Origin of the sequence: Escherichia sp. MOD1-EC5189 (genome assembly GCF_002966045.1) — a bacterium.
Classification (GTDB): Bacteria; Pseudomonadota; Gammaproteobacteria; order Enterobacterales; family Enterobacteriaceae; genus Escherichia; species Escherichia coli_F.
In genome coordinates this window covers 90645-115023 of record NZ_PTRX01000007.1, presented here as the reverse complement: position 1 = coordinate 115023, position 24379 = coordinate 90645, and the positions used below count along the sequence as shown (strand labels likewise).

28 protein-coding genes and 2 tRNA genes are annotated in these 24379 nt (G+C 47.6%); 19 read left to right on the top strand and 11 right to left on the bottom strand.

The window, feature by feature from the left end:
• The first annotated feature begins 48 nt into the window (after nt 1-48).
• The 8 genes from fliL (at nt 49) to rcsA (ending at nt 5023) form a co-directional block, all read left to right on the top strand.
• Nucleotides 49-513 carry a flagellar basal body-associated protein FliL gene (gene fliL / locus ATB02_RS08250; protein WP_000133109.1) on the top strand — a complete coding sequence of 155 codons (465 nt, stop codon included), beginning with the start codon at nt 49-51 and terminating at the stop codon, nt 511-513.
• Nucleotides 514-517: 4 nt separating this feature from the next.
• Nucleotides 518-1522, top strand: coding sequence for a flagellar motor switch protein FliM (gene fliM / locus ATB02_RS08245; RefSeq protein ID WP_001353133.1), 1005 nt, complete (start codon nt 518-520; stop codon nt 1520-1522).
• On the top strand, nt 1519-1932 hold the full coding sequence (fliN, locus tag ATB02_RS08240; RefSeq protein WP_001281692.1) for a flagellar motor switch protein FliN: 414 nt from the start codon (nt 1519-1521) through the stop codon (nt 1930-1932). Before fliM ends, fliN begins: the two co-directional genes overlap by 4 nt.
• 2 nt (nt 1933-1934) lie before the next feature.
• The gene (fliO, locus tag ATB02_RS08235) at nt 1935-2300 is read left to right on the top strand and encodes a flagellar biosynthetic protein FliO (protein WP_001059107.1); all 366 of its coding nucleotides are present in this window, start codon (nt 1935-1937) and stop codon (nt 2298-2300) included.
• Entirely contained in the window at nt 2300-3037 is a 738-nt protein-coding gene (gene fliP / locus ATB02_RS08230; protein ID WP_001253450.1) for a flagellar type III secretion system pore protein FliP, read from the top strand. Before fliO ends, fliP begins: the two co-directional genes overlap by 1 nt.
• 9 nt (nt 3038-3046) lie before the next feature.
• Nucleotides 3047-3316: a flagellar biosynthesis protein FliQ gene (gene fliQ / locus ATB02_RS08225; protein WP_000187358.1), complete on the top strand. Its 270-nt coding sequence runs from the start codon at nt 3047-3049 to the stop codon at nt 3314-3316.
• Nucleotides 3317-3324: 8 nt separating this feature from the next.
• Entirely contained in the window at nt 3325-4110 is a 786-nt protein-coding gene (gene fliR / locus ATB02_RS08220) for a flagellar biosynthetic protein FliR (RefSeq protein WP_000942317.1), read from the top strand.
• Between the two features lie 289 nt (nt 4111-4399).
• Complete coding sequence (rcsA, locus tag ATB02_RS08215; protein ID WP_000104001.1) at nt 4400-5023, top strand: transcriptional regulator RcsA; 624 nt, start codon at nt 4400-4402, stop codon at nt 5021-5023.
• Nucleotides 5024-5066: 43 nt separating this feature from the next.
• Here rcsA and dsrB read toward each other — a convergent pair whose 3' ends face one another.
• Complete coding sequence (gene dsrB / locus ATB02_RS08210; RefSeq protein ID WP_000867217.1) at nt 5067-5255, bottom strand: protein DsrB; 189 nt, start codon at nt 5253-5255, stop codon at nt 5067-5069.
• 162 nt (nt 5256-5417) lie between these two features.
• On the opposite strand from dsrB, the gene yodD reads away from it, so the two are divergent.
• Together yodD and ATB02_RS08200 are read left to right on the top strand one after the other, a co-directional pair.
• Nucleotides 5418-5645 carry a peroxide/acid resistance protein YodD gene (yodD, locus tag ATB02_RS08205; RefSeq protein ID WP_105271403.1) on the top strand — a complete coding sequence of 76 codons (228 nt, stop codon included), beginning with the start codon at nt 5418-5420 and terminating at the stop codon, nt 5643-5645.
• 297 nt (nt 5646-5942) lie between these two features.
• On the top strand, nt 5943-6758 hold the full coding sequence (locus ATB02_RS08200) for a mannosyl-3-phosphoglycerate phosphatase-related protein (protein ID WP_105271402.1): 816 nt from the start codon (nt 5943-5945) through the stop codon (nt 6756-6758).
• Here ATB02_RS08200 and dgcQ read toward each other — a convergent pair.
• The 3 genes from dgcQ to ATB02_RS08180 all read right to left on the bottom strand — a co-directional run bounded on the left by dgcQ (nt 6755) and on the right by ATB02_RS08180 (nt 9798).
• Nucleotides 6755-8449 (bottom strand): cellulose biosynthesis regulator diguanylate cyclase DgcQ, encoded by a 1695-nt coding sequence (gene dgcQ, locus ATB02_RS08195; protein WP_105271401.1) that lies wholly within the window; start codon nt 8447-8449, stop codon nt 6755-6757. The two genes, ATB02_RS08200 and dgcQ, sit on opposite strands and share 4 nt — an antisense overlap.
• A 170-nt stretch (nt 8450-8619) precedes the next feature.
• Nucleotides 8620-8802: a YodC family protein gene (locus tag ATB02_RS08185; RefSeq protein WP_000009306.1), complete on the bottom strand. Its 183-nt coding sequence runs from the start codon at nt 8800-8802 to the stop codon at nt 8620-8622.
• A 78-nt stretch (nt 8803-8880) separates the two neighbouring features.
• Nucleotides 8881-9798, bottom strand: coding sequence for a DUF808 domain-containing protein (locus tag ATB02_RS08180; protein WP_000922683.1), 918 nt, complete (start codon nt 9796-9798; stop codon nt 8881-8883).
• A gap of 172 nt (nt 9799-9970) precedes the next feature.
• On the opposite strand from ATB02_RS08180, the gene yedA reads away from it, so the two are divergent.
• A complete protein-coding gene (gene yedA, locus ATB02_RS08175; protein ID WP_105271400.1) occupies nt 9971-10891 on the top strand; it encodes a drug/metabolite exporter YedA in 921 nt (306 codons plus the stop codon).
• Here the strand turns inward: yedA and vsr are convergent.
• The 4 genes from vsr to drpB all read right to left on the bottom strand — a co-directional run bounded on the left by vsr (nt 10880) and on the right by drpB (nt 13832).
• Nucleotides 10880-11350, bottom strand: a complete 471-nt coding sequence (gene vsr / locus ATB02_RS08170; protein WP_000785992.1) for a VSPR family DNA mismatch endonuclease — start codon at nt 11348-11350, stop codon at nt 10880-10882. The two genes, yedA and vsr, sit on opposite strands and share 12 nt — an antisense overlap.
• A complete protein-coding gene (gene dcm / locus ATB02_RS08165) occupies nt 11331-12749 on the bottom strand; it encodes a DNA-cytosine methyltransferase (RefSeq protein WP_105271399.1) in 1419 nt (472 codons plus the stop codon). The genes vsr and dcm overlap by 20 nt, the downstream gene beginning before the upstream one ends.
• Nucleotides 12750-12815: 66 nt before the next feature.
• Complete coding sequence (locus ATB02_RS08160; protein ID WP_000365549.1) at nt 12816-13511, bottom strand: phosphohydrolase; 696 nt, start codon at nt 13509-13511, stop codon at nt 12816-12818.
• Between the two features lie 39 nt (nt 13512-13550).
• Nucleotides 13551-13832: a cell division protein DrpB gene (drpB, locus tag ATB02_RS08155; RefSeq protein WP_243040254.1), complete on the bottom strand. Its 282-nt coding sequence runs from the start codon at nt 13830-13832 to the stop codon at nt 13551-13553.
• 650 nt (nt 13833-14482) lie between these two features.
• Between drpB and ompC the strand changes: the two genes are divergently transcribed.
• On the top strand, nt 14483-15676 hold the full coding sequence (gene ompC / locus ATB02_RS08150; RefSeq protein ID WP_000824399.1) for a porin OmpC: 1194 nt from the start codon (nt 14483-14485) through the stop codon (nt 15674-15676).
• 590 nt (nt 15677-16266) lie between these two features.
• Nucleotides 16267-17118, top strand: a complete 852-nt coding sequence (gene hchA / locus ATB02_RS08140; RefSeq protein ID WP_105271397.1) for a glyoxalase III HchA — start codon at nt 16267-16269, stop codon at nt 17116-17118.
• Nucleotides 17119-17225: 107 nt separating this feature from the next.
• On the opposite strand, the gene hprS is transcribed toward hchA, so the two are convergent.
• Together hprS and hprR are read right to left on the bottom strand one after the other, a co-directional pair.
• Nucleotides 17226-18584: a two-component system sensor histidine kinase HprS gene (gene hprS / locus ATB02_RS08135; protein ID WP_105271396.1), complete on the bottom strand. Its 1359-nt coding sequence runs from the start codon at nt 18582-18584 to the stop codon at nt 17226-17228.
• On the bottom strand, nt 18584-19255 hold the full coding sequence (hprR, locus tag ATB02_RS08130) for a response regulator transcription factor HprR (RefSeq protein WP_001339045.1): 672 nt from the start codon (nt 19253-19255) through the stop codon (nt 18584-18586). Before hprR ends, hprS begins: the two co-directional genes overlap by 1 nt.
• A gap of 132 nt (nt 19256-19387) precedes the next feature.
• On the opposite strand from hprR, the gene hiuH reads away from it, so the two are divergent.
• The 4 genes from hiuH to zinT all read left to right on the top strand — a co-directional run bounded on the left by hiuH (nt 19388) and on the right by zinT (nt 22450).
• Complete coding sequence (gene hiuH / locus ATB02_RS08125; protein ID WP_000920116.1) at nt 19388-19801, top strand: hydroxyisourate hydrolase; 414 nt, start codon at nt 19388-19390, stop codon at nt 19799-19801.
• Nucleotides 19802-19903: 102 nt separating this feature from the next.
• Nucleotides 19904-20908, top strand: a complete 1005-nt coding sequence (gene msrP / locus ATB02_RS08120; protein ID WP_105271395.1) for a protein-methionine-sulfoxide reductase catalytic subunit MsrP — start codon at nt 19904-19906, stop codon at nt 20906-20908.
• Nucleotides 20909-21544: a protein-methionine-sulfoxide reductase heme-binding subunit MsrQ gene (gene msrQ, locus ATB02_RS08115; protein ID WP_105271394.1), complete on the top strand. Its 636-nt coding sequence runs from the start codon at nt 20909-20911 to the stop codon at nt 21542-21544.
• Between the two features lie 255 nt (nt 21545-21799).
• On the top strand, nt 21800-22450 hold the full coding sequence (gene zinT, locus ATB02_RS08110; protein WP_105271393.1) for a metal-binding protein ZinT: 651 nt from the start codon (nt 21800-21802) through the stop codon (nt 22448-22450).
• Between the two features lie 681 nt (nt 22451-23131).
• Here zinT and ATB02_RS08100 read toward each other — a convergent pair.
• Nucleotides 23132-23221, bottom strand: a tRNA-Ser gene (locus ATB02_RS08100).
• Nucleotides 23222-23314: 93 nt separating this feature from the next.
• On the opposite strand from ATB02_RS08100, the gene mtfA reads away from it, so the two are divergent.
• A complete protein-coding gene (gene mtfA / locus ATB02_RS08095) occupies nt 23315-24112 on the top strand; it encodes a DgsA anti-repressor MtfA (RefSeq protein WP_032237848.1) in 798 nt (265 codons plus the stop codon).
• 100 nt (nt 24113-24212) lie between these two features.
• A tRNA-Asn gene (locus tag ATB02_RS08090) sits at nt 24213-24288 on the top strand.
• Nucleotides 24289-24379 lie beyond the last annotated feature (91 nt).

Genomic DNA, 24379 nt, shown 5'->3' with positions numbered 1-24379 from the left:
CAGGATAATTAGCCGATAAGCAGTAGCGACACAGGAAGACCGCAACACATGACTGATTACGCGATAAGCAAGAAAAGCAAGCGATCGCTTTGGATCCCGATTCTGGTATTCATTACCCTCGCGGCCTGTGCCAGCGCAGGTTATAGCTACTGGCATTCGCATCAGGTTGCCGCTGACGACAAAGCGCAGCAACGCGTCGTGCCCTCCCCGGTCTTCTATGCGCTGGATACCTTTACGGTCAATTTGGGTGATGCGGATCGCGTGCTTTATATCGGCATAACTCTGCGGCTAAAAGATGAAGCTACCCGCTCGCGGCTAAGTGAGTATTTGCCGGAAGTCCGTAGCCGCTTGCTGTTACTGTTTTCGCGTCAGGATGCTGCCGTACTGGCGACAGAAGAAGGCAAGAAAAGCCTGATTGCTGAGATTAAAGCCACACTTTCCACCCCGCTTGTTGCCGGGCAACCGAAACAGGATGTCACCGACGTGCTGTATACCGCTTTCATTCTGCGATAACGACATGGGCGATAGTATTCTTTCTCAAGCTGAAATTGATGCGCTGTTGAATGGTGACAGCGAAGTCAAAGACGAACCGACGGCCAGTGTTAGCGGCGATAGTGACATTCGTCCGTACGATCCGAATACCCAACGACGGGTTGTACGCGAACGTTTGCAGGCGCTGGAAATCATTAATGAGCGTTTTGCCCGCCATTTCCGTATGGGGCTGTTCAACCTATTGCGCCGTAGCCCGGACATTACCGTCGGGGCCATCCGCATTCAGCCGTACCATGAATTTGCCCGCAACCTGCCGGTGCCGACCAACCTGAACCTAATCCACCTGAAACCGCTACGCGGCACAGGGCTGGTGGTGTTCTCGCCGAGTCTGGTGTTTATCGCCGTGGATAACCTGTTTGGCGGCGATGGACGCTTCCCAACCAAAGTGGAAGGTCGCGAGTTTACCCATACTGAACAGCGCGTCATCAACCGTATGTTGAAGCTGGCGCTGGAAGGCTATAGCGACGCCTGGAAAGCAATTAATCCGCTGGATGTAGAGTACGTGCGTTCGGAAATGCAGGTGAAATTTACCAATATCACCACCTCGCCGAACGACATCGTGGTTAACACACCGTTCCATGTGGAGATTGGCAACCTGACCGGCGAATTTAATATCTGCCTGCCATTCAGCATGATCGAGCCGCTACGGGAATTGTTGGTTAACCCGCCGCTGGAAAACTCACGAAATGAAGATCAGAACTGGCGCGATAACCTGGTGCGTCAGGTGCAGCACTCACAGCTGGAGCTGGTCGCTAACTTTGCCGATATATCGCTGCGTCTGTCGCAAATTTTAAAACTGAAACCCGGCGACGTCCTGCCGATAGAAAAACCCGATCGCATCATCGCCCATGTTGACGGCGTTCCGGTGCTGACCAGCCAGTACGGCACCCTCAACGGCCAGTATGCGTTACGGATTGAACATTTGATTAACCCGATTTTGAATTCTCTGAACGAGGAACAGCCCAAATGAGTGACTTGAATAATCCGGCCGATGATAACAACGGCGCAATGGACGATCTGTGGGCTGAAGCGTTGAGCGAACAAAAATCAACCAGCAGTAAAAGCGCTGCAGACGCGGTATTCCAGCAATTTGGCGGCGGTGATGTCAGCGGAACGTTGCAGGATATCGACCTGATTATGGATATTCCGGTTAAACTGACCGTCGAACTGGGCCGCACTCGGATGACCATCAAAGAGCTGTTGCGCCTGACACAAGGGTCAGTCGTAGCGCTGGACGGCCTGGCAGGCGAACCGCTGGATATTCTGATCAACGGTTATTTAATCGCCCAGGGCGAAGTGGTGGTCGTTGCCGATAAATATGGCGTGCGGATCACCGATATCATTACTCCGTCTGAGCGAATGCGCCGCCTGAGCCGTTAGCGATGAATAACCACGCTACTGTGCAACCGTCCGCGCCGGTTTCTGCTGCGCCGCTGCTGCAGGTGAGCGGCGCACTGATCGCCATTATTGCCCTGATCCTCGCTGCTGCCTGGCTGGTAAAACGGCTGGGATTTGCCCCCAAACGAACTGGCGTTAACGGTCTGAAAATTAGCGCCAGTGCTTCGCTGGGCGCGCGTGAAAGGGTCGTGGTGGTCGATGTGGAAGATGCACGCCTGGTGCTCGGCGTTACCGCAGGGCAAATCAATCTGCTGCATAAACTTCCCCCTTCTGCGCCAACGGAAGAGATACCGCAGACCGATTTTCAGTCGGTCATGAAAAACTTGCTTAAGCGTAGCGGGAGATCCTGATGCGTCGTTTGTTGTCTGTCGCACCTGTTCTTCTCTGGCTGGTTACCCCTCTCGCCTTCGCACAACTGCCGGGTATCACCAGCCAGCCGCTGCCTGGCGGTGGACAAAGCTGGTCACTCCCGGTGCAGACGCTGGTGTTCATCACCTCGTTGACGTTTATTCCGGCAATTTTACTGATGATGACCAGTTTCACCCGCATCATCATTGTTTTTGGTTTATTGCGTAACGCGCTGGGAACGCCCTCCGCGCCACCTAACCAGGTATTGCTGGGGCTGGCACTGTTTTTGACCTTTTTTATAATGTCGCCGGTGATCGACAAAATTTATGTCGATGCATACCAGCCGTTCAGCGAAGAGAAAATCTCAATGCAGGAGGCGCTGGAAAAAGGGGCGCAGCCGCTGCGTGAGTTTATGCTGCGTCAGACCCGCGAGGCAGATTTAGGGTTGTTTGCCAGACTGGCGAATACCGGCCCGTTGCAGGGACCTGAAGCCGTGCCAATGCGCATTTTGCTCCCGGCCTACGTGACCAGCGAGCTGAAAACCGCATTTCAGATAGGCTTCACGATTTTCATTCCTTTTTTGATTATCGACCTCGTGATTGCCAGCGTACTGATGGCATTGGGGATGATGATGGTGCCCCCGGCCACCATTGCTCTGCCCTTTAAACTGATGCTGTTTGTACTGGTGGATGGCTGGCAATTGCTGGTCGGTTCGCTGGCGCAGAGCTTTTACAGCTAGAGAGGCAAAATGACACCTGAATCGGTCATGATGATGGGGACTGAAGCGATGAAAGTCGCGCTGGCGCTGGCTGCCCCGCTGTTGCTGGTGGCGTTGGTCACGGGCCTTATCATCAGTATTTTGCAGGCCGCCACGCAGATTAATGAAATGACGCTGTCGTTTATTCCGAAAATCATCGCCGTATTTATCGCCATTATTATTGCCGGACCGTGGATGCTCAATCTGTTGCTGGATTACGTCCGTACCTTGTTCACTAACCTGCCGTATATCATCGGGTAGCCCGTATAATGTTGCAGGTGACAAGCGATCAATGGCTTTCTTGGTTGAGCCTGTACTTCTGGCCGTTACTGCGCGTGCTGGCGCTCATTTCTACCGCGCCAATTCTGAGCGAACGTAGCGTGCCGAAACGGGTCAAACTGGGTCTCGCAATGATGATCACGTTCGCCATTGCCCCATCCTTACCTGCCAACGATGTTCCTGTTTTTTCGTTCTTTGCTCTGTGGCTGGCCGTGCAGCAGATCCTGATCGGCATTGCGCTTGGTTTTACCATGCAGTTTGCTTTTGCCGCTGTGCGAACCGCTGGCGAAATTATCGGTCTGCAAATGGGACTGTCATTTGCGACGTTTGTCGATCCGGGCAGCCATCTCAATATGCCCGTTTTAGCGCGCATCATGGATATGCTGGCGTTACTGCTGTTCCTGACATTTAACGGTCATTTATGGCTGATTTCACTGCTGGTGGATACCTTTCACACCCTGCCTATTGGTGGCGAGCCGCTAAATAGCAATGCGTTTCTGGCACTCACCAAAGCAGGGAGTTTGATTTTCCTCAATGGACTGATGCTGGCGTTACCGCTCATTACTCTGCTGCTGACACTGAATCTGGCATTAGGTTTACTGAATCGTATGGCCCCGCAATTATCCATTTTTGTTATTGGATTTCCATTAACTCTGACTGTCGGTATCTCATTAATGGCGGCATTAATGCCGTTAATTGCTCCTTTTTGCGAACATTTATTCAGTGAAATTTTTAATTTGCTGGCAGATATTATCAGCGAATTACCTGTAATATGATTCCCTAATGTTTATCTTGTTATCCTAAGGATTATCTGAAAAATAATACCCACGAACATCTTCCAGGATACTCCTGTGGCGAAATATTTGTTTTAACCTCACTCACATATCGCAACATTTACTTTACTTTAAGACAATTCCAGGCAAATTATACAACACTTTACGGGATAGTAAGTCCGCCTGAAAAATCGCGAGAGTGGCGCATTAGGTGACCCATGTTGTTCCGTTTAGTCATGATGAAATATTCAGGTAAGGGGAATTATCGTTACGCATTGAGTGAGGGTATGCCATGTCAACGATTATTATGGATTTATGTAGTTACACCCGACTAGGTTTAACCGGGTATCTGTTGAGCAGAGGGGTTAAAAAAAGAGAAATCAACGACATTGAAACCGTTGATGACCTTGCCATAGCTTGTGATTCACAGCGCCCTTCAGTGGTGTTTATTAATGAGGACTGTTTCATCCACGATGCTTCTAACAGTCAGCGTATCAAGCTCATCATTAATCAACATCCCAATACGTTATTTATCGTTTTTATGGCAATTGCCAATGTTCATTTTGATGAATATCTATTGGTCAGAAAAAATTTATTGATCAGTTCTAAATCGATTAAACCGGAATCTCTCGACGATATCCTTGGCGATATTCTGAAAAAAGAGACAACGATAACCTCGTTTTTAAATATGCCGACGTTATCATTGAGCCGAACCGAATCGAGTATGTTGCGAATGTGGATGGCAGGTCAGGGAACAATTCAAATCTCCGACCAAATGAATATCAAAGCCAAGACCGTTTCATCGCATAAAGGTAATATTAAACGTAAGATCAAAACGCATAATAAACAGGTTATCTACCATGTCGTCCGACTGACGGATAATGTGACTAATGGTATTTTTGTCAACATGCGCTAACACATTCTGACTGGTGGTTTCCCACCAGTCAGGCTGAATTAGATTACTCTGCTTTCTCCACAAAGATACCGTCCTGATGCCCTGCTTCATTAAAGAACCAGATGCCGAGCGGGTAGTCTTCCAGCGAAACCAGGTACATTGTGCCTTCACTAAACTCCTCAACTGCCAGTACCACGCCAGGACGACGCGGACCGCCATCCGTTTTGACTGTTACCCGATCATTCACCTTCATCGTTTTCCTCCTGTGGCTTTGTGCCAGTGTAGAACAATTTCGTTTTTCTGGCAGCGCCAGGCGCGCGCGAGTGCTGATTTTCTCGACGGTCTATACTTAAGAGATGCCAGGCGGACTTAACGACTGGCGGCAACAACAGAGTAACGGTTGCGAGGAAAGATGATGAAAACCGCAAAAGAGTACAGCGATACCGCAAAACGTGAGGTCAGCGTCGATGTCGATGCCCTGCTGGCGGCGATCAATGAAATTAGCGAAAGCGAAGTTCATCGCAGCCCGCACGATCCTGAACACGTTAGTGTCGATGGACGTGAATATCATACATGGCGTGAATTGGCGGATGCCTTCGAACTGGATATTCATGACTTCAGCGTCTCTGAAGTGAATCGTTGAATGCACAATAAAAAAATCCCGACCCTGAGGGGGTCGGGATTAAACTTGCTTAAGCAAGAAGCACTTAAAAAATTCGTTACACCAGGAAATCTGATGTGTTCATCACCTTATCCGCAATTTTTTTCGCTGACAAGAAAATATTCGCGTTATGAATGATTAACACCACTTATGAATAGAAATGTGACACACGTCACCCCTTGGTGGCTCTGGCGTCAACGGGATCGCTCCCGAAAAAATCATCTTTGATTATTTGTGCTGTTTTGAGAAACATCCTGGTAAGGGGAGTACTGCGCGACCATGCTTTCAATTCAACAACCACTACTGGTTTTTACTGATCTTGATGGCACCCTGCTGGACAGTCATAGTTATGACTGGCAACCAGCTGCCCCCTGGCTCAGCCGTTTACGCGAAGCGAATGTTCCCGTCATTCTCTGTAGCAGTAAGACATCAGCGGAAATGCTGTACTTGCAAAAAACGTTGGGGCTACAAGGTTTACCGCTGATTGCCGAAAATGGCGCAGTGATCCAGCTTGCTGAGCAATGGCAGGATATAGACGGTTTTCCACGCATCATCTCAGGTATTACCCATGGCGAAATCAGCCAGGTATTAAATACGCTGCGTGAGAAAGAGCATTTTAAATTCACAACTTTTGATGACGTCGACGATGAAACCATCGCCGAATGGACGGGATTAAGCCGTAGCCAGGCGGTACTGACGCAGTTACATGAGGCATCTGTAACGCTTATCTGGCGCGACAGTGACGAGCGGATGGCGCAATTTACCACCCGTCTGAACGAGCTGGGCTTGCAGTTTATGCAGGGGGCGCGCTTCTGGCACGTACTGGATGCCTCTGCCGGAAAAGATCAGGCCGCAAACTGGATCATCGCGACCTATCAACAATCGTTAGGCAAACGACCAACCACGCTTGGTCTGGGCGATGGGCCAAACGATGCGCCCTTACTGGAGGTAATGGATTACGCGGTGATTGTGAAAGGGCTAAATCGTCAAGGGGTGCATCTGCATCATGAGGATCCGGCCCGCGTCTGGCGAACGCAGCGTGAAGGACCGGAAGGCTGGCGTGAAGGGCTGGACCATTTTTTCTCCGCCCGTTAAGCGTTGTCGCTCGCGAACACCCGATTGCGCCCTGCCTGTTTAGCGAGATAAAGCCGACGGTCAGCCAGTGACTGGAGTTGTTCAAAATCATAATCACCGGTTTCCTCGCTGCTGCTTACCCCCAGCGAGGCACTAATGCGTATCGTCGTACTCTTGGCGATCAACATCTCTTTTTCATTTAACTTCAGGCGAATACGTTCTGCAACTTCCGAGGCCTGCGCCAGATTCGCCCCTGGCAGAATCACACAAAACTCCTCGCCACCGACCCGCCCGGCAACGTCCTGCGCACGCAAGGAACTGCTAATTAATCCAGCAGCATGAGAAAGAACACGGTCGCCCGCCTGATGACCAAAGCGGTCATTAATCGCTTTAAAATGGTCAAGGTCGACCTGAATGACAGAAAAAGGATGTTGGTGCGTCTGACACAATTTAGCGAGCGGACGGGCTTTTTCGAACAGTGCGCCACGGTTATATAAACGCGTTAAGGTGTCGTGCCACGCCTGCCACTGCAACGAGCTTTGCAGAACATACATGTTGCTGACCATCCGGCGAATCACATACCAGGAGATGAGTAACATGGTGGTAAAGAGCGCCCACAGCAGGGTTAATGCAATGCTGATACTGCCGAAATCACCACGCACGCCTTCGCTTAGCGTATGGACGCGCACCAGCACACCGTCGAAATGGTCCAGACGTTCCCAGCTAACATAGCGACTGTTCATACGAATGCCGCCCCGCGTGTCATGTTCCATTGCCTGCGCCAGCAAGGCCAGTTCACGAGGATCAAAAATATTCCCTGTTGAATGGTCAGGATTAGAAGAGGTCAATAATCTCAGCTTACTGTCATAGAGCTGATACTCACCATCGAGGTTTTTATCGATGGCGTTTCTTAAAAATTGCTGCATGGTACGCACGGGAATACTCATCCCCAGCACGCCATACCAGTAGTTATCACTGTCTACCGGAACACTGACGGTAACCTGCGGTTCAGTATTGCTGGCGTGTTCTGACTGCGAGGTGAACCAACGTACCGCGCGTTGACGATTTTCTCGTTGAGAATGACCGATAAACCAGGGTTGGGTGACATAGCCGTAATAACGCGTTGGTACATTGCGCGTAAACAAGGTCGGCTGCGTCGAAACGTAAAATCCGGCACGCGAGACATACATAGCTTGTTCGACCATCGACGAGGAATTGTGCGCCAGTCGTAGCAAGTAACCAACCTCCAACGCAGCAGTAACTTCATTGTCGAGGCTTTCATTTTCGCGAGACAGGAGATTTCCCTCGCTGACTAATGCATCCGAAACGCCATTGACTGGCAGGGTGCGTCGTCGGTTGAGTTCGATTTGCCAGGCGTGATCGTCGCGATGCTGTTCGAACTCCGTTACGGCATTACGCAAAGAGGTAAAATCCAGTGGCGCTACGAGAGCTTCGCGCATGCCATTACGCAAAAAGATCAGTTTGTCGACGTTATACTGCAGATGCTTATCGAGCGCGTTAGCTACGTTTTCCAGATGATTACGCTGGCTGGAGATATAGGCATCTTCCAGAACCACCACTTCACGCCAGGTGAGCAAGGTGGAAAAAAGCAGCACTACGATAAAGCAGAGATTAACGACATGACCAGGCCCCAGGCGGCGCGCAAGTTTTTTCAACCAGCTCTGGTTTTCCATTTTTGTCTCGTGCTGCACCCTGACGACTCCCAACCTGCTTTTTTATGATTCTGGCATAACCTGGCGATAGCGTACCGCAAAACAGCGATAATTTTATAATGGTGGCATGATAAGACGCGACTATCATTCATTGCAGGCATTGGCACACCAGGCCGGATGTGATCCGGCCTGGTGTTAATGATACCCTTTCAAACTTCTTCCGCAGGACGACTCCCCTCCCCCGGAACAAGCTCGGTTTCATGAAAAGCTTCCCGCTTGACCCCATAACCGTCATACCAACGACACTCAACCATACCGCTGGAATAGCCGGTGACAATCATCCGCGGGCCGCCCTCTTTAACCGTAACTTCCTCACTAACCATAAAGCTCATACTCGCCTCCTTTTTTCGAGTGAAACTTGTTCACCTTAGTTGAAGATGGCGAATTTTGCATAATAGCCAGTGCGAGTATTAATGTGCCTGACCGCGCATTTTCGCTACTGCTTTCACTCCCAGCACCACGATGCCGCCGATGATAAATCCAAGAATCAGATTTAAAACAGTCGGTAATATCATCGCCACCACTGCACTTTGCTGCCCGGCGAAATGTTCAATGGCGTGATGCAGCGGCGCAATACCATGAACCACAATCCCGCCGCCGACGAGGAACATCGCCAACGTGCCGACAATCGATAACGCTTTCATCAGCCAGGGCGCGATAATCAATAACCCTTTACCCAATGCCTGCATCAGCGCGCTGGATTTTTCCGCCAGCCAATACCCCAGGTCATCAATCTTAACAATAACCCCTACCAGCCCGTAGACGCCCACGGTCACTACCAGTGCGATGCCTGAAAGCACCAGCACCTGATTAAGCAACGGCGCTTCTGCCACAATCCCCAGCGTGATAGCGACGATTTCCGCAGACAAAATAAAATCGGTACGAATCGCCCCTTTTATTTTGTCCTTTTCAAACTTCAGCGGATCCTGCGCCGCCAGCTTCTCCAGACGCTGCTGACTCTGCGCCGGATCTTCTTTGTGTTTACGCGCCTCCAGCATATGCAGCACTTTCTCTACCCCTTCAAAGCAGAGAAACGCGCCGCCAATCATCAACAAAGGCGTAATCGCCCACGGGATAAATGCACTGATGATCAGCGCCAGCGGCACCAGAATCACTTTATTGATCAGCGATCCTTTCGCCACTCCCCAGACCACGGGAAGTTCCCGGTTGGCACGCACACCTGAAACTTGTTGTGCATTGAGCGATAAATCATCCCCTAGTACACCGGCGGTTTTCTTCGCCGCCAGTTTGCCCATCACGGAGATATCGTCCAGCAGTGTGGCGATATCATCGAGCAACGTCAGTAAACTACTCCCGGCCAAAAGCATTCCCTCTCATTTTTATTGTTGAAGGGAGTAAGTATGAAGCAAAAACGGCAGCTCTGATACTTGCTTCATAGGTCAACATTTTTTTAACAATCAAGTGCAATTATATCTCTCGCCAGCAGAATGATTTTCACGTTTACTATGAACCACCTTTTTATTTCCACCGTGAGGGATTATGCGTTTCCGCCAGTTATTACCGCTTTTTGGCGCGCTGTTTGCGTTGTATATCATTTGGGGTTCAACCTATTTTGTCATTCGGATTGGCGTGGAAAGCTGGCCTCCGTTAATGATGGCGGGCGTTCGATTCCTGGCAGCCGGTATTTTATTGATGGCATTTTTGCTACTGCGCGGACACAAACTCCCCCCGCTACGTCCGCTGCTCAATGCCGCGCTGATTGGCCTGTTATTGCTGGCTGTCGGTAATGGCATGGTGACAGTTGCCGAACATCAAAATGTTCCATCCGGCATCGCCGCCGTAGTGGTTGCAACCGTCCCCCTCTTTACCCTGTGCTTCAGCCGCCTGTTTGGCATTAAAACGCGCAAACTGGAATGGGTGGGTATCGCCATTGGGCTTGCCGGAATCATCATGCTCAATAGCGGTGGAAATTTAAGCGGCAATCCGTGGGGTGCGATTCTGATTTTAATCGGCTCGATTAGCTGGGCGTTTGGCTCGGTTTATGGCTCGCGCATTACCTTACCTGTAGGGATGATGGCGGGTGCGATTGAGATGCTGGCAGCTGGCGTGGTGTTAATGATTGCGTCGATGATTGTGGGTGAAAAACTCACGACGATCCCTTCCCTTTCAGGCTTCCTTGCGGTCGGCTATCTGGCGCTGTTTGGTTCGATTATCGCCATCAACGCTTATATGTATTTAATCCGTAATGTCAGTCCAGCTCTCGCCACCAGCTACGCCTACGTTAACCCGGTGGTCGCGGTCTTGCTGGGTACAGGACTGGGCGGCGAAACGCTGTCGAAGATTGAATGGCTGGCGCTGGGCGTGATTGTCTTCGCGGTGGTACTGGTCACGTTAGGAAAATATCTTTTCCCGGCAAAACCCGTTATTGCGCCAGTTATTCAGGACGCATCAAGCGAGTAAATGAATCCCCTGCGTGTCGATCTGCGCGCTGGCACCTTCGCCGCAGATCCACTCTTCCAGACGCTCGCTAAGCGCTTCATCCGTCAGCTTCTCGCGCCCACGTAACGCACACTCCCAGACAATCAGTACGCGCCAGCCAAGCTCCTGCAAGCGACTGATATCGCGGCGATCGCGCTCAACATTTTTACCTATCTTCTCCAGCCAGAACTCGGTTCGAGTCGCAGGCACTTTAAACAGATAGCAGTGATGATGGTGCCAGAAGCAGCCGTGGGTAAATATCACGCAGCGATATTCATCAAGAACAAAATCCGGGCGTCCGGGCAAACTGGCGTCCTGAACGCGAAACGCCAGTCCCTGCCCGGTTAACAAACTGGCGAGGCGCTTCTCAATCGCCGTATCGCGCGTGGCAATTGCGCGCATATTTTTGCTGCGTGTAGCCTTATCGTGAACGTCGGCCATGTTTTGCTTCTTGCTGACGCAACGCCACTGCCTGTTTGATTTTTGGTTCAAGCAGTTTTGCCACCGCGGCAAAGACCGGCACGACCACCGAGTTACCGAACTGGCGATAGGCCTGAGTGTCCGAAACCGGAATGCGAAATTTCGCTTCTCCTGGTGCTTCAAAGCCCATTAAGCGCGCACATTCACGAGGCGTTAACCGACGTGGGCGGTGTTGCTGGTTCTGCGGATCGTCAAAGTCTTTCTCACCCGTGGCTATATCCCAGCCGCGATCAATTAAAATTTCCGCGCCATCTTTGTAATAACGAGCAGAAAGCGTACGCGTGACGCTTTGCGGATTGTTCGGATAAACCATTCCATAACCGAAGCCGTTACCGCGCGCCTGATGTTTTTTCGCATAACGATAGAGGTACTTCCACAGCACCGGCGTCAGGATATATTTCGCCTCAACCATCGGGTCCAGCAACTGCGCCAGTGTCACTCGCTGTGCAGGGAAACATTCGCTGATCTCACGCAGGGTAAAATCGGCTTTCAGATTCAGGTCGCGACGAAAACCCACCAGCACGATGCGTTCACGGTGCTGCGGAAGGAAATGTTTACCGTCAATGATTTTCGGATCGTCCGGGCCATTATCTTCTGCATCTGCCACGTCATAGCCCAGTTCATCCAACGTCTGCATGATGATACGGAACGTTTTCCCCTGGTCGTGGCTTTTCAGGTTTTTGACGTTTTCGAGCACAAAAATCGCCGGGCGACGCGCGTCGATAATACGCACCACATCGAAGAACAGCGTGCCCTGGGTATCACAGGCAAAACCGTGCGCTCGTCCGAGTGAGTTCTTTTTCGATACGCCAGCCAGAGAAAACGGCTGACAAGGAAAACCGGCCAGTAAAACATCGTGCTCAGGAATATGTTGACGGATATGTTCCGCCGCCGCGTCATCACCTATACCCTCTTTGTGGCTGAGAGTGATGTCGCGAATATCTTCATTAAAGTGATGCACCGCCGGGTCGCAATAATAGTTGGCTTTATAAGTGCGTACAGCATGTTTGTTCCATTCGCTGGTAAACACGCACTGCCCACCAATCGATTCAAAACCGCGACGAATACCACCAATCCCGGCAAATAGATCGATAAAGCGAAACGCATAATGCGGATGATGTGCCGGTGGAATGGGTAACAACGTTTGCAGATGGGCGAACTCTTTCTCACTTAAACGGTGCCATGCTGAGTCATTCGCCAGCGCACGTTTTAAAATTGCCGCGCTCCAGTGATTCTCACCCACACCGTTAAGATGCGCCACCAGCGTTTTGACATCATAAATTTGCAGCAGTTGCTCCAGCATTGCCTGTGCGGCATTCCCGGTGCTGTATGAATCGGTTACTGATATATTTTCCTGCATAGATTTAACCGGCCATCTGAGATGGCCGACAGGTTAACATAATTACCATCATTTAGGGCCACGTGCTCAGCCAACCGGTGAAAACGTATCAATCACCTTGTGATCGATACCTTCATTCTCCCCCGCCAGCTCGGCACTGAGCTTCGCCATAAACTCGACTAAAAATTGCGCGTTGTACTGCGCCAGTTGTTTGCCTTTTATGGTTTGCATGGTGTGCGGTAGCTTCAGCAACTTAGTCTGAAAATGATCCAGCGCGTAACGTTTATCATCAAGTGGGCGATGCTGCGCGAACGGATCTTCGCCATCAAACAATGCCACGCCCAACGCCCCCGAAACGGCAAACACACGCGCCAGGCCAATCGCCCCCAGAGCTTCCAGCCGATCCGCATCCTGAACGATTTTAGCTTCCGCCGTTAAAGGGGCGATTTGCGCGCTAAAACTGTGTGCGGCAATGGCATGGCAAACAGCCTCGATTTTTTCCGCTGGAAATTGCGCGAATTCTTCACGCAGCAGGCGACGCGTCTCTTCTGCTGCCAGTATTGAAGAACGCTGCCGTTGCGGATGATTTTTCGCCAGGCTCACGATATCGTGAAAATAACATGCGGTTAAAATCACCAGCATATCAACGTCGTCATCTGCCGCTAGTTTCTGTGCCGTAGCCCAGACGCGGCGAAAATGACACAGGTCATGTGCCGCGTCCTGATGTTGATGATGGTTTTTCAACCAGTTTTCGAACTGTGCCTGCCAGTGTTGTAAATCCATACGCGCTCCGTTGCCAAAGAGTCGCAACCTTAGCAGTTTTTATTCATAGCGTCTGCTACGTGCGGGACGAGGTCGGGTGTACCAGGCAATGCCGCCTAGCAAGGCACCAACCAGGGCCATAAACAGAAATCCGACCAATGCTCCTAACCACTTCCCCGCAGTAGATCCTAAATCACTTTCAAATCCCGACACGGGGGCATCGGGGATCCGGCTCATCACCCAGATGTATCGCGCCATTGCCCAGACGAAATAGCCACACCATGTATAGAAAGCCCACAAAGCCAATTTGCCGCCAGGGCTGCGAGAGAGTCTCTCTTCCATCTTTGTCGAACCGTATTCCATTTTGAGATAACCCGGAAAATTCAAACTTAGTACTATTATGTGATAAAAGTCACATTTTTCCACATTGGATGAGTCAGTCAAGACTCAATCATTTTTTGAGCAAATAGATAGTTTTTGCGCAACGGCAATAATTACCGGAAAAACAGCAATAAAGATTTATTTTTATCTTGGATAATGGTTTTATTAATTCACCCAAACAATACATTAGCACTGAATACAATTATACCTTTTTAGATTTCTGTGTCATGATAACCCCGTTATTAGCCTTTTATCGTCTTGTTTATATTTTTTTGGGCCGGCATGATGCCGGCTTTTTTTATGCCTTCATTAATGTGCGCGCGATGACATAGGCCGTCTGGCGCAAAAATCATTGACACTCCCTATCTTTCCATAAAACCCATAACTCATTGATATACACCCATAATCATCATGAATAGTTATATTCAGAATTCATTTACATGAATTATATTAAATAGATTAGAAACATTTTGAAATCTTTTAAATACATTTGTTACATGTAATCCTTAAAATAAAATGAACTTCATAGAATAGTATCCAAATGTGCTTTTTTTTGGATAACGGCACTTATTGATATATTCATGAAGATTATAATCACAAGGGAATACATAATGAAAAGAAAAGTTCTGGCAATGCTGGTCCCGGCGTTATTAGTTGCTGGCGCAGCAAATGCGGCTGAAGTCTATAATAAAGATGGTAATAAACTGGATTTCTACGGAAAAGTAGCAGGTCTGCACTACTTCTCTGACAACTCGGGCGCTGATGGCGATATGTCATATGCTCGTATCGGTTTCAAAGGTGAAACTCAGATCGCTGATCAATTCACTGGTTACGGTCAGTGGGAATACAACCTGCAGGCAAATGGCACAGAAGGCGATGGCGATAACTCTGCTACCCGTCTGGCATTCGCAGGTTTAGGTTTTGGTCAGAATGGTACTTTCGACTATGGTCGTAACTACGGTGTCGTATATGATATCGAAGCATGGACCGATATGCTGCCAGAATTTGGTGGTGATACCTATGCTGGTGCCGACAATTTCATGAACGGTCGTACCAACGGCGTTGCAACCTACCGTAACAATGGCTTCTTTGGTCAGGTTGATGGTCTGAACTTTGCTCTGCAATATCAGGGTAATAATGAAAGTGGTGGCCCCTTCGGGCAGGAAGGTTCCGGTAGTGGTGATGGCCGTAGCCTTTCCAAAGAAAATGGTGATGGTTTCGGTATGTCTACATCCTACGACTTCGACTTCGGTTTAAGTCTGGGTGCTGCATATTCAAACTCTGATCGCTCAGATCGCCAGGTTGGAGTTGGTTTAAATGATCGTAACCATAGCAACAGAAATGCTGGTGGTGAAACCGCTGAAGCATGGACTGTTGGTGCAAAATATGATGCTAATAATGTGTATTTAGCAGCTATGTACGCTGAAACTCGCAATATGACCCCATATGGTGGTGGCGAGTTTGATAATGGTGAATCAAGATCAGCCATCGCTAACAAAACCCAAAACTTTGAAGTTGTTGCTCAGTATCAGTTTGACTTCGGCCTGCGCCCGTCCATCGCTTACTTGCAATCTAAAGGTAAGGATTTAGGCGGCTGGGCTCATGACGGCAACGGCGACCCGCGTTACACTAACAAAGATCTGGTTAAATACGTTGAAGTCGGTGCGACCTACTACTTCAACAAAAATATGTCCACCTATGTTGATTACAAAATTAACCTGCTGGACAACGATGATGACTTCTACGAAGCAAACGGCATCGCTACCGATGATATCGTTGCTGTGGGCTTAGTCTACCAGTTCTAATCAGCCAACACGCCTCGGCGTGTTACTGTAAAACATAACACTAGCCTGAGTTCGTCCTTCATTGAACTCAGGCTTTTTTTGGCTTTTCATCTACATCTGCAACACGCGCCATTGCCAAAGCATATCGATACGGCACATTACCCTGCACTACCTGGCTCACTAACATCTACCAGCAACTCTTCCAGCCAACTCACTAAATGCGCATTCTTATGAATTAATCCGCAACAAAACCGCCTCCCATATAAAAATATTTGCAAAAATAGTGCATGAAAAAAGCCTTTTCTACAGCAGTTCGGGATATAAATATTCAACAGAATAACAATATTCCATAGCACTAAATCTCTCATCGTCGTTCCAGATCTCTGATAATGGTCTAAAATCATTGAAGTCACTTGTGACCACATGACTCAAAAAGGAAAATTTGGCGTGAGAAACATTCAACATCAGTGCAGCATCATCATTACATATTTTCCCTCGTCGCCTACCGCTTTCGATATATTGACTCAATTTTCCAGCCTGGTTAAAAATAGCGACCAGCTCAGTCGCAAATATAGTGACTAACCTAACTAAGCAACAACAAGGAATACACTATGACTGTTCAAAAAAGTAAAGATCCGCAGGTCGATACTGCTGAAGATAATGCATTCTTCCCTTCAGAATATTCGCTTAGCCAATATACCAGTCCCGTCTCTGATCTTGATGGCGTGGACTACCCAAAACCGTATCGCGGTAAACATAAAATTCTGGTGATCGCCGCGGACGAACGTTATTTGCCGACCGACAACGGCAAATTGTTCTCAACCGGTAACCATCCGATTGAAACGTTGCTACCGTTGTATCATCTCCATGCTGCAGGTTTCGAATTCGAAGTGGCGACCATTTCCGGCCTGATGACCAAGTTTGAATACTGGGCTATGCCACACAAAGATGAAAAGGTAATGCCGTTCTTTGAGCAGCATAAATCGTTGTTCCGCAATCCGAAGAAACTCGCGGATATTGTCGCCAGCCTCAATGCTGACAGCGAATATGCAGCAATCTTTGTTCCTGGTGGTCATGGCGCACTTATTGGTTTACCAGAAAGCCAGGACGTAGCTGCCGCTTTACAGTGGGCAATCAAAAATGACCGTTTTGTTATCTCCCTTTGCCACGGCCCGGCGGCATTTCTGGCGCTTCGCCACAGCGATAACCCACTGAACGGTTATTCCATTTGCGCATTCCCAGACGCCGCAGACAAACAAACGCCAGAGATAGGCTATATGCCGGGTCATCTCACCTGGTACTTCGGCGAAGAGCTGAAGAAAATGGGCATGAACATCATTAATGACGACATCACCGGGCGAGTACATAAGGACCGTAAAGTTCTCACCGGCGACAGTCCTTTCGCAGCGAATGCGTTGGGTAAACTGGCAGCACAGGAAATGCTGGCAGCTTACGTGGGTTAATCCCTGTTACATTGTAATGTAAGCGCATAATCAATCGCAGCCACGTTAATACTCACGACGTGGCTGCGTTTTTTCACGGTTAACCTGTGGCGTACTGAAGCCCTATGTTAATTTCTTTGCGGTAACGTAATTCGGAACACGTTATGCTTATTGAGATAGTGATACGTAGCACTTCCTCCATGTAATTCGGCAATCGCTTTGACTAAAGAAAGACCAAGTCCCTGACCTACGGAATGACGCGAATTATCTCCCCGCCAAAATCTACGGAAGAGTTTTTCAGGCTCATGAATTATCGTTCCAGGGCTGGCGATATCAATATTAAGATAGCCGTTGGTATCAAGAAAACTGGTTATATGAATGCGCGATTTTTCTGGTGAATATCGAATGGCGTTAACAATAAGATTCGATAACATTCGTTGCAGTAAAATTTTATCCGCAAAAATTTGCTGATTGCACTCGACCTTAAAGCAAATCTCTTTCTCGTCTGAAAGGTATTCAAGATAGTCCAACAAATTTTCGACTTCCTTATTGAGAGAAAGCGAATCCAGTTTCACCAAAACATTGTTTTTATCTGCCCTGGCAAGAAACAGTATGTTCTCTGTTAACCGCGAAATATTTTCCAGCTCTTCAATGTTTCCGGCAATTGTTTTTTGATACTCAGCGATACTTCGGGTTTGACTGAGCGTCACCTGATTCTGACCCAGTAATGCATTAATTGGCGTTCTAAGTTCATGAGCGAGATCGTCAGCAAATTGGCTAAGGCGCTCAAAATCTTTTACTAAAGCATGGTGCATTTTATTCAACGCCTGACCAAGAGGTTTTAATTCACTCGGTAGTGCGATAACCTCAACAGGCTCTCGGGTGTCGTTATAATTTAATGCTTCCGTTACCCCACTCAACTTCTTGATCTCTCGTAATCCCGTTCTGATTAACAGCGGACTTAATACTGAGCACAGTATAATGGCGACGATGCAAATTATAATGCTATTAATTTTATACTGTTCAAGCATGTTATGTCTGGCTGAAGCCAATTTAGCCACAGTAACCGTTAATGATGGCGAAATTTCATCAATGTTAATTCGTAAAGCATCTATCTCTGTGTCATTAATAATGCTTCTGTAAATGCCAGCTGCGCTGATTGTCTCAGAAGCAGGTATGTTATTTAACATGTCATCACTGACATTTGTCCGGTTAACAATTTTATTGATGCCATGACCATGAATGATCAAAATATCCTGACTAACATCCATCATCCGGTTAAAATAGACAGGTAAAGTATCTGGATTTACCCCATCAATTAGTAACTGCTTGATCTGTGCAGTCCGGTTAATGAGTGTTGTATCATCGCGCCATTTCAACTCACTTGCCAGGCCATTATAGAGAGTCCAGACAATTCCAGCGCCAGCGACAGACAGTAGCAATATAAAAAGCAAGGTTAAACGGACGGTTATAGATAATCTTTTCATTATTTTTTTACCGCTACAAATGAATACCCCATTCCCCGGATTGTAGCGATTAGCTTTTCAGGAAAAGGATCATCAACTTTTGCGCGGAGCCTGCGAATAGCGACATCCACCGTATTAGTATCACTATCGAAATTGATTCCCCAAATTTCACTCGCAATAACCGTTCTGGGTATAATTTCGCCAGCTCTGGAGGCCAGTAGCCAAAGTAACTGAAACTCCTTGCGCGTCAGTGTAATACTGATATTGTCCCTGCTCACACTTTGGCTGACAGAGTCCATTCTTAATCCGCTGATTTCTAATGTTGAATTCAGCGCATGATGTTGCCTTAATTGTGCCCGAACCCTCGCCAGCAACTCAGAAAATGAAAAAGGTTTTACCAGATAATCATTTGCCCCACTGTCCAGCCCTCTGACTCTGTCATCGACAGAATCCCTTGCTGTAAGGCAAATAACGGGGGTTTGCTTTGCCGTTCGTAACGTTTGTAAGATCTGCCAGCCATCCATACCCGGAAGCATAATATCCAGAATGATCAATGCATAATCATCCTTCAGCGCAAGATAAAGCCCATCTCTGCCATCAGAAACCGCATCAATGACATAACCTGCTTCTGAAAGCCCCTGCGTTACCCATTCCTGGGTCCTTTGATTATCTTCAATAAGTAGAATCTTCATGAAAATAATATGCCATAAATCATATGTTATAGAAACAGCCTGGTTCATTACAAAATTGTAATGCTTCTGTAAGGTTATCACAGACGTTTTTTCGCTATCCTCAAAACTCATTCACATGACAAGGATATAAACATGTTAAAGCGTTATTTACTACTCTCGGTTGCAACGGCTGCATTTTCATTACCTTCTTTGGTTTATGCCGCACAACAAAACATTCTTAGCGTGCACATTTTGAACCAGCAAACAGGAAAACCCGCTGCCGACGTGACAGTCACTCTGGAAAAGAAAGCGGATAACGGCTGGTTACAACTTAATACCGCCAAAACAGATAAGGATGGACGAATCAAGGCACTGTGGCCCGAGCAAACTGCAACCACGGGCGATTACCGTGTTGTATTTAAAACTGGAGAATATTTTAAGAAACAAAATCTTGAAAGTTTCTTCCCTGAGATCCCTGTTGAGTTTCAAATTAATAAAGTGAACGAGCATTATCATGTACCTTTGTTACTTAGCCAATATGGGTATTCAACCTATCGTGGCAGTTAATGCGTAAATATGTAAAAGCAGATCTCTGCTACTGTTAGGGAGGAGACTCCCTGACAGATTAACAATCTCTTACTGGTTAACGACAAAACAGTGTGATGGCTTATGAAAAAGAATCAATTTTTAAAAGAATCTGATATTACTGCCGAGTCGGTATTCTTTATGCAGCGTCGGCAGGTGTTAAAAGCACTGGGCATCAGCGCAGCTGCACTTTCTTTGCCTCACGCCGCACATGCTGATCTGCTTAGCTGGTTTAAAGGGAACGATCGTCCGCCCGCCCCCGCAGGGAAACCGCTGGAGTTCAGCAAGCCTGCCGCCTGGCAAAATAACCTACCGCTGACGCCAGAAGATAAAGTTTCCGGCTATAACAACTTCTATGAATTCGGGCTGGATAAAGCCGATCCCGCCGCTAATGCTGGTAGCCTGAAAACCGATCCATGGACACTGAAAATCAGTGGCGAAGTGGCAAAACCATTAACACTCGATCACGATGATTTAACTCGTCGCTTTCCGCTGGAAGAGCGTATTTATCGTATGCGCTGCGTGGAAGCGTGGTCGATGGTGGTGCCGTGGATTGGTTTTCCGTTGCATAAATTGCTGGCGCTTGTAGAACCCACAAGCAATGCGAAGTATGCCGCTTTCGAAACGATTTATGCGCCGGAACAGATGCCAGGCCAGCAGGATCGCTTTATTGGCGGCGGGCTTAAATATCCTTATGTCGAGGGATTACGTCTTGACGAAGCAATGCATCCGCTCACACTGATGACCGTAGGTGTTTATGGCAAGGCGTTACCGCCACAAAATGGCGCGCCGGTGCGACTGATTGTGCCGTGGAAATATGGCTTTAAAGGGATTAAATCGATCGTCAGTATTAAGCTGACCCGCGAGCGTCCGCCAACCACCTGGAATCTGGCAGCGCCTGACGAATACGGTTTTTACGCCAACGTTAATCCGCATGTTGATCACCCGCGCTGGTCACAGGCTACCGAACGATTTATTGGTTCAGGCGGCATCCTCGATGTACAGCGCCAGCCAACGCTACTGTTTAATGGTTACGCCGACCAGGTGGCATCGCTGTATCGTGGACTGGATTTGCGGGAGAATTTCTAAATGCGTCTGACAGCAAAACAGGTGACATGGCTAAAACTTTGCCTGCATCTTGCCGGATTGTTGCCGTTGCTCTGGCTTGCCTGGGCGATCAATCACGGTGGACTAGGAGCCGATCCGGTGAAAGATATTCAGCATTTTACCGGACGCACTGCACTGAAATTTTTGCTGGCGACCTTGTTAATTACACCTCTGGCACGTTACGCAAAACAGCCGTTATTGATACGCACTCGCCGCCTGTTAGGCTTATGGTGCTTTGCCTGGGCGACACTGCATTTAACCAGTTACGCATTACTGGAGCTGGGCGTGAATAATCTGGCGCTATTAGGTAAGGAGTTAATTACCCGGCCTTATTTAACGTTAGGAATTATCAGCTGGGTAATTTTGCTTGCTTTAGCGTTCACTTCAACCCAGGCGATGCAGCGAAAACTCGGTAAACACTGGCAACAGTTGCATAACTTCGTCTATCTTGTCGCGATCCTGGCCCCAATACATTATCTGTGGTCAGTGAAGATTATTTCACCGCAGCCACTCATCTACGCTGGGCTGGCTGTACTGCTTTTAGTCTTACGGTATAAGAAGTTGCTTTCCCTTTTCAACCGGCTACGCAAGCAGGTTCACAACAAATTATCTCTATAACTTCATATTGCCGACAAAGTACGCGTTATCCCTGCCGGATGCGGCGTGAGCGCCTTATCCGGCCCACACAGATCGCATCAGGTTATGTTTCGTTTGTCATCAACCTCAAATCATCGAAGTAATTTATTTTATTTCAATAAGATAGAGAGTACACCTGGGTACACTATGCACTCGTCTCCCAAGAGTTGTTGCATTTTGTTATGTGTTACAATATAACATTACATGTCATATAAAATAACTCTGGAGGAAACTGTTTTGGCGATTCGTCTTAATAAACTGGCTATTGCTTTAGGTGTCTTTATTGTTAGCGCTCCTGCCTTTTCGCATGGTCATCACTCACACGGCAAACCCTTAACAGAGGTCGAACAAAAAGCGGCTAACGGTGTTTTTGATGATGCCAATGTACAAAACCGAACGCTCAGTGACTGGGATGGAGTCTGGCAATCCGTTTATCCCTTACTGCAAAATGGCAAGCTTGACCCCGTCTTTCGAAAGAAAGCGAATGCAGATAAAACCAAAACATTCGCAGAAGTTAAAGATTATTATCAGAAAGGCTACGCGACAGATATCGAAATGATTGGTATTGAGGACGGCATTATTGAATTCCATAGAAATAACGAAACTACATCCTGTAAATATGATTACGATGGCTACAAAATACTCACCTATAAATCAGGCAAGAAAGGCGTTCGTTACTTATTCGAATGTAAAGATCCTGAAAGCAAAGCCCCTAAATATATACAATTTAGCGATCATATAATTGCACCACGAAAATCATCTCATTTTCACATTTTTATGGGTAATGATTCACAGCAATCTTTATTGAATGAAATGGAAAACTGGCCAACGTATTATCCCTATCAGTTGAGTAGCGAAGAAGTGGTCGAGGAGATGATATCTCATTGATTTTTTGCGCTGACTTCAGTTATTTAACAGAACAGTGCCTGGTAGTAACGACAATAATTTACCAAGACAAATAAATAAGACAAACTCAGACACGCTCATGCTTGAGACGTGTCTTTTTTATTATGTCTGTAGAAAAAAACTGAGGAAACGGCGAACAATAAATACACAACTCACCAATACAGACTGGCAGCGCCAATGTCTCCAGGAGCAAGTCATCTGTCATGGTAAAGCTAACCAGAAATATAGGTTAATTTTGGTATTTAAACCTTTTTTACTTGTTAGTATGATACAAAGGCTTTCAAAAAAGCTGGGAAATTCAACAACTCTTGGAAATTATGGACTTTGTCCCGCGGCTTTAATCTGACGGCCGCGTTCCTTTTTTGGCTCAATTATTAACCCTTTTTCTTCGTAACTTCAGTTCCTGCCACTAACGTAACATCGGTTTCATAGGATCAATGTCTAAAGCATAAGATGAGAAGAATAATGAGGACCGAAAAGAAAACGACTGAATAACTGCAGATTTACGCTCGAAACCCTCATGTCAGATCAATAGCTAATCAAGTGCTGAATGTCACAGTATCGAACAGAAAACAGTGACGATCTAAACCTTCAAGAATATTCTACGATTGTTCTGTTAAGAAAAAGCAAGGCGGGAAGTTAGGAGATAAGTCATTGATAAAGTGGCGGAGAGAGGGGGATTTGAACCCCCGGTAGAGTTGCCCCTACTCCGGTTTTCGAGACCGGTCCGTTCAGCCGCTCCGGCATCTCTCCGTTCAGATGGTTGCCATGATGCCAGGAAATTTGGCATTTTAACAGTCCCTGTCCGTGCAATTTTGTTCAAGTGACGAGTTTGCGAGCAAAACGATGATTAAGTGGCCCTGGAAAGTACAAGAATCAGCACATCAAACTGCCCTTCCCTGGCAGGAAGCACTATCGATCCCCCTTTTAACGTGTCTGACGGAACAGGAACAAAGCAAATTAGTCACTCTTGCCGAACGTTTTTTACAGCAAAAACGGCTTGTTCCCTTACAGGGCTTTGAGCTGGATTCACTAAGAAGCTGCCGGATAGCCCTTCTATTTTGCCTGCCCGTTCTGGAGTTAGGGCTAGAATGGCTGGATGGTTTTCATGAAGTCTTAATTTACCCTGCGCCATTTGTGGTCGATGATGAGTGGGAAGACGATATCGGTTTAGTGCATAACCAACGTATTGTTCAGTCAGGTCAGAGCTGGCAGCAAGGGCCAATCGTTTTGAACTGGTTGGATATACAAGATTCGTTTGATGCTTCTGGTTTTAACCTGATTATTCATGAAGTCGCTCATAAGCTGGACACCCGTAACGGCGATCGCGCCAGCGGAGTTCCCTTTATTCCGTTGCGTGAGGTTGCTGGCTGGGAACACGATCTTCATGCCGCAATGAACAACATTCAGGAAGAGATCGAATTAGTCGGTGAAAATGCGGCGAGCATCGATGCTTATGCTGCCAGTGATCCTGCTGAGTGTTTTGCCGTACTTTCTGAATATTTCTTTAGCGCCCCTGAGCTTTTTGCTCCTCGTTTCCCTTCATTGTGGCAACGTTTCTGCCAATTTTATCAACAAGATCCTTTGCAGAGACTACGTCATGCTAATGATACAGACTCTTTTTCGGCGACGAATGTTCATTAATTAACAAGTTTGCAGATTAATTAACCAGTTGAAATAACTTATGAAATTTGGTGTTGACAGACGCGGCACCGCTAAGTAATATGCGCCTCGTTCTCACGATTCCTCTGTAGTTCAGTCGGTAGAACGGCGGACTGTTAATCCGTATGTCACTGGTTCGAGTCCAGTCAGAGGAGCCAAATTCTAAAAATTTCGCTTTTATCGTGCAATGCAACTCATCTACATTAAGCATTGATTCTTTAACGAAGAGCGGGTTTGTCATCTTAAGCG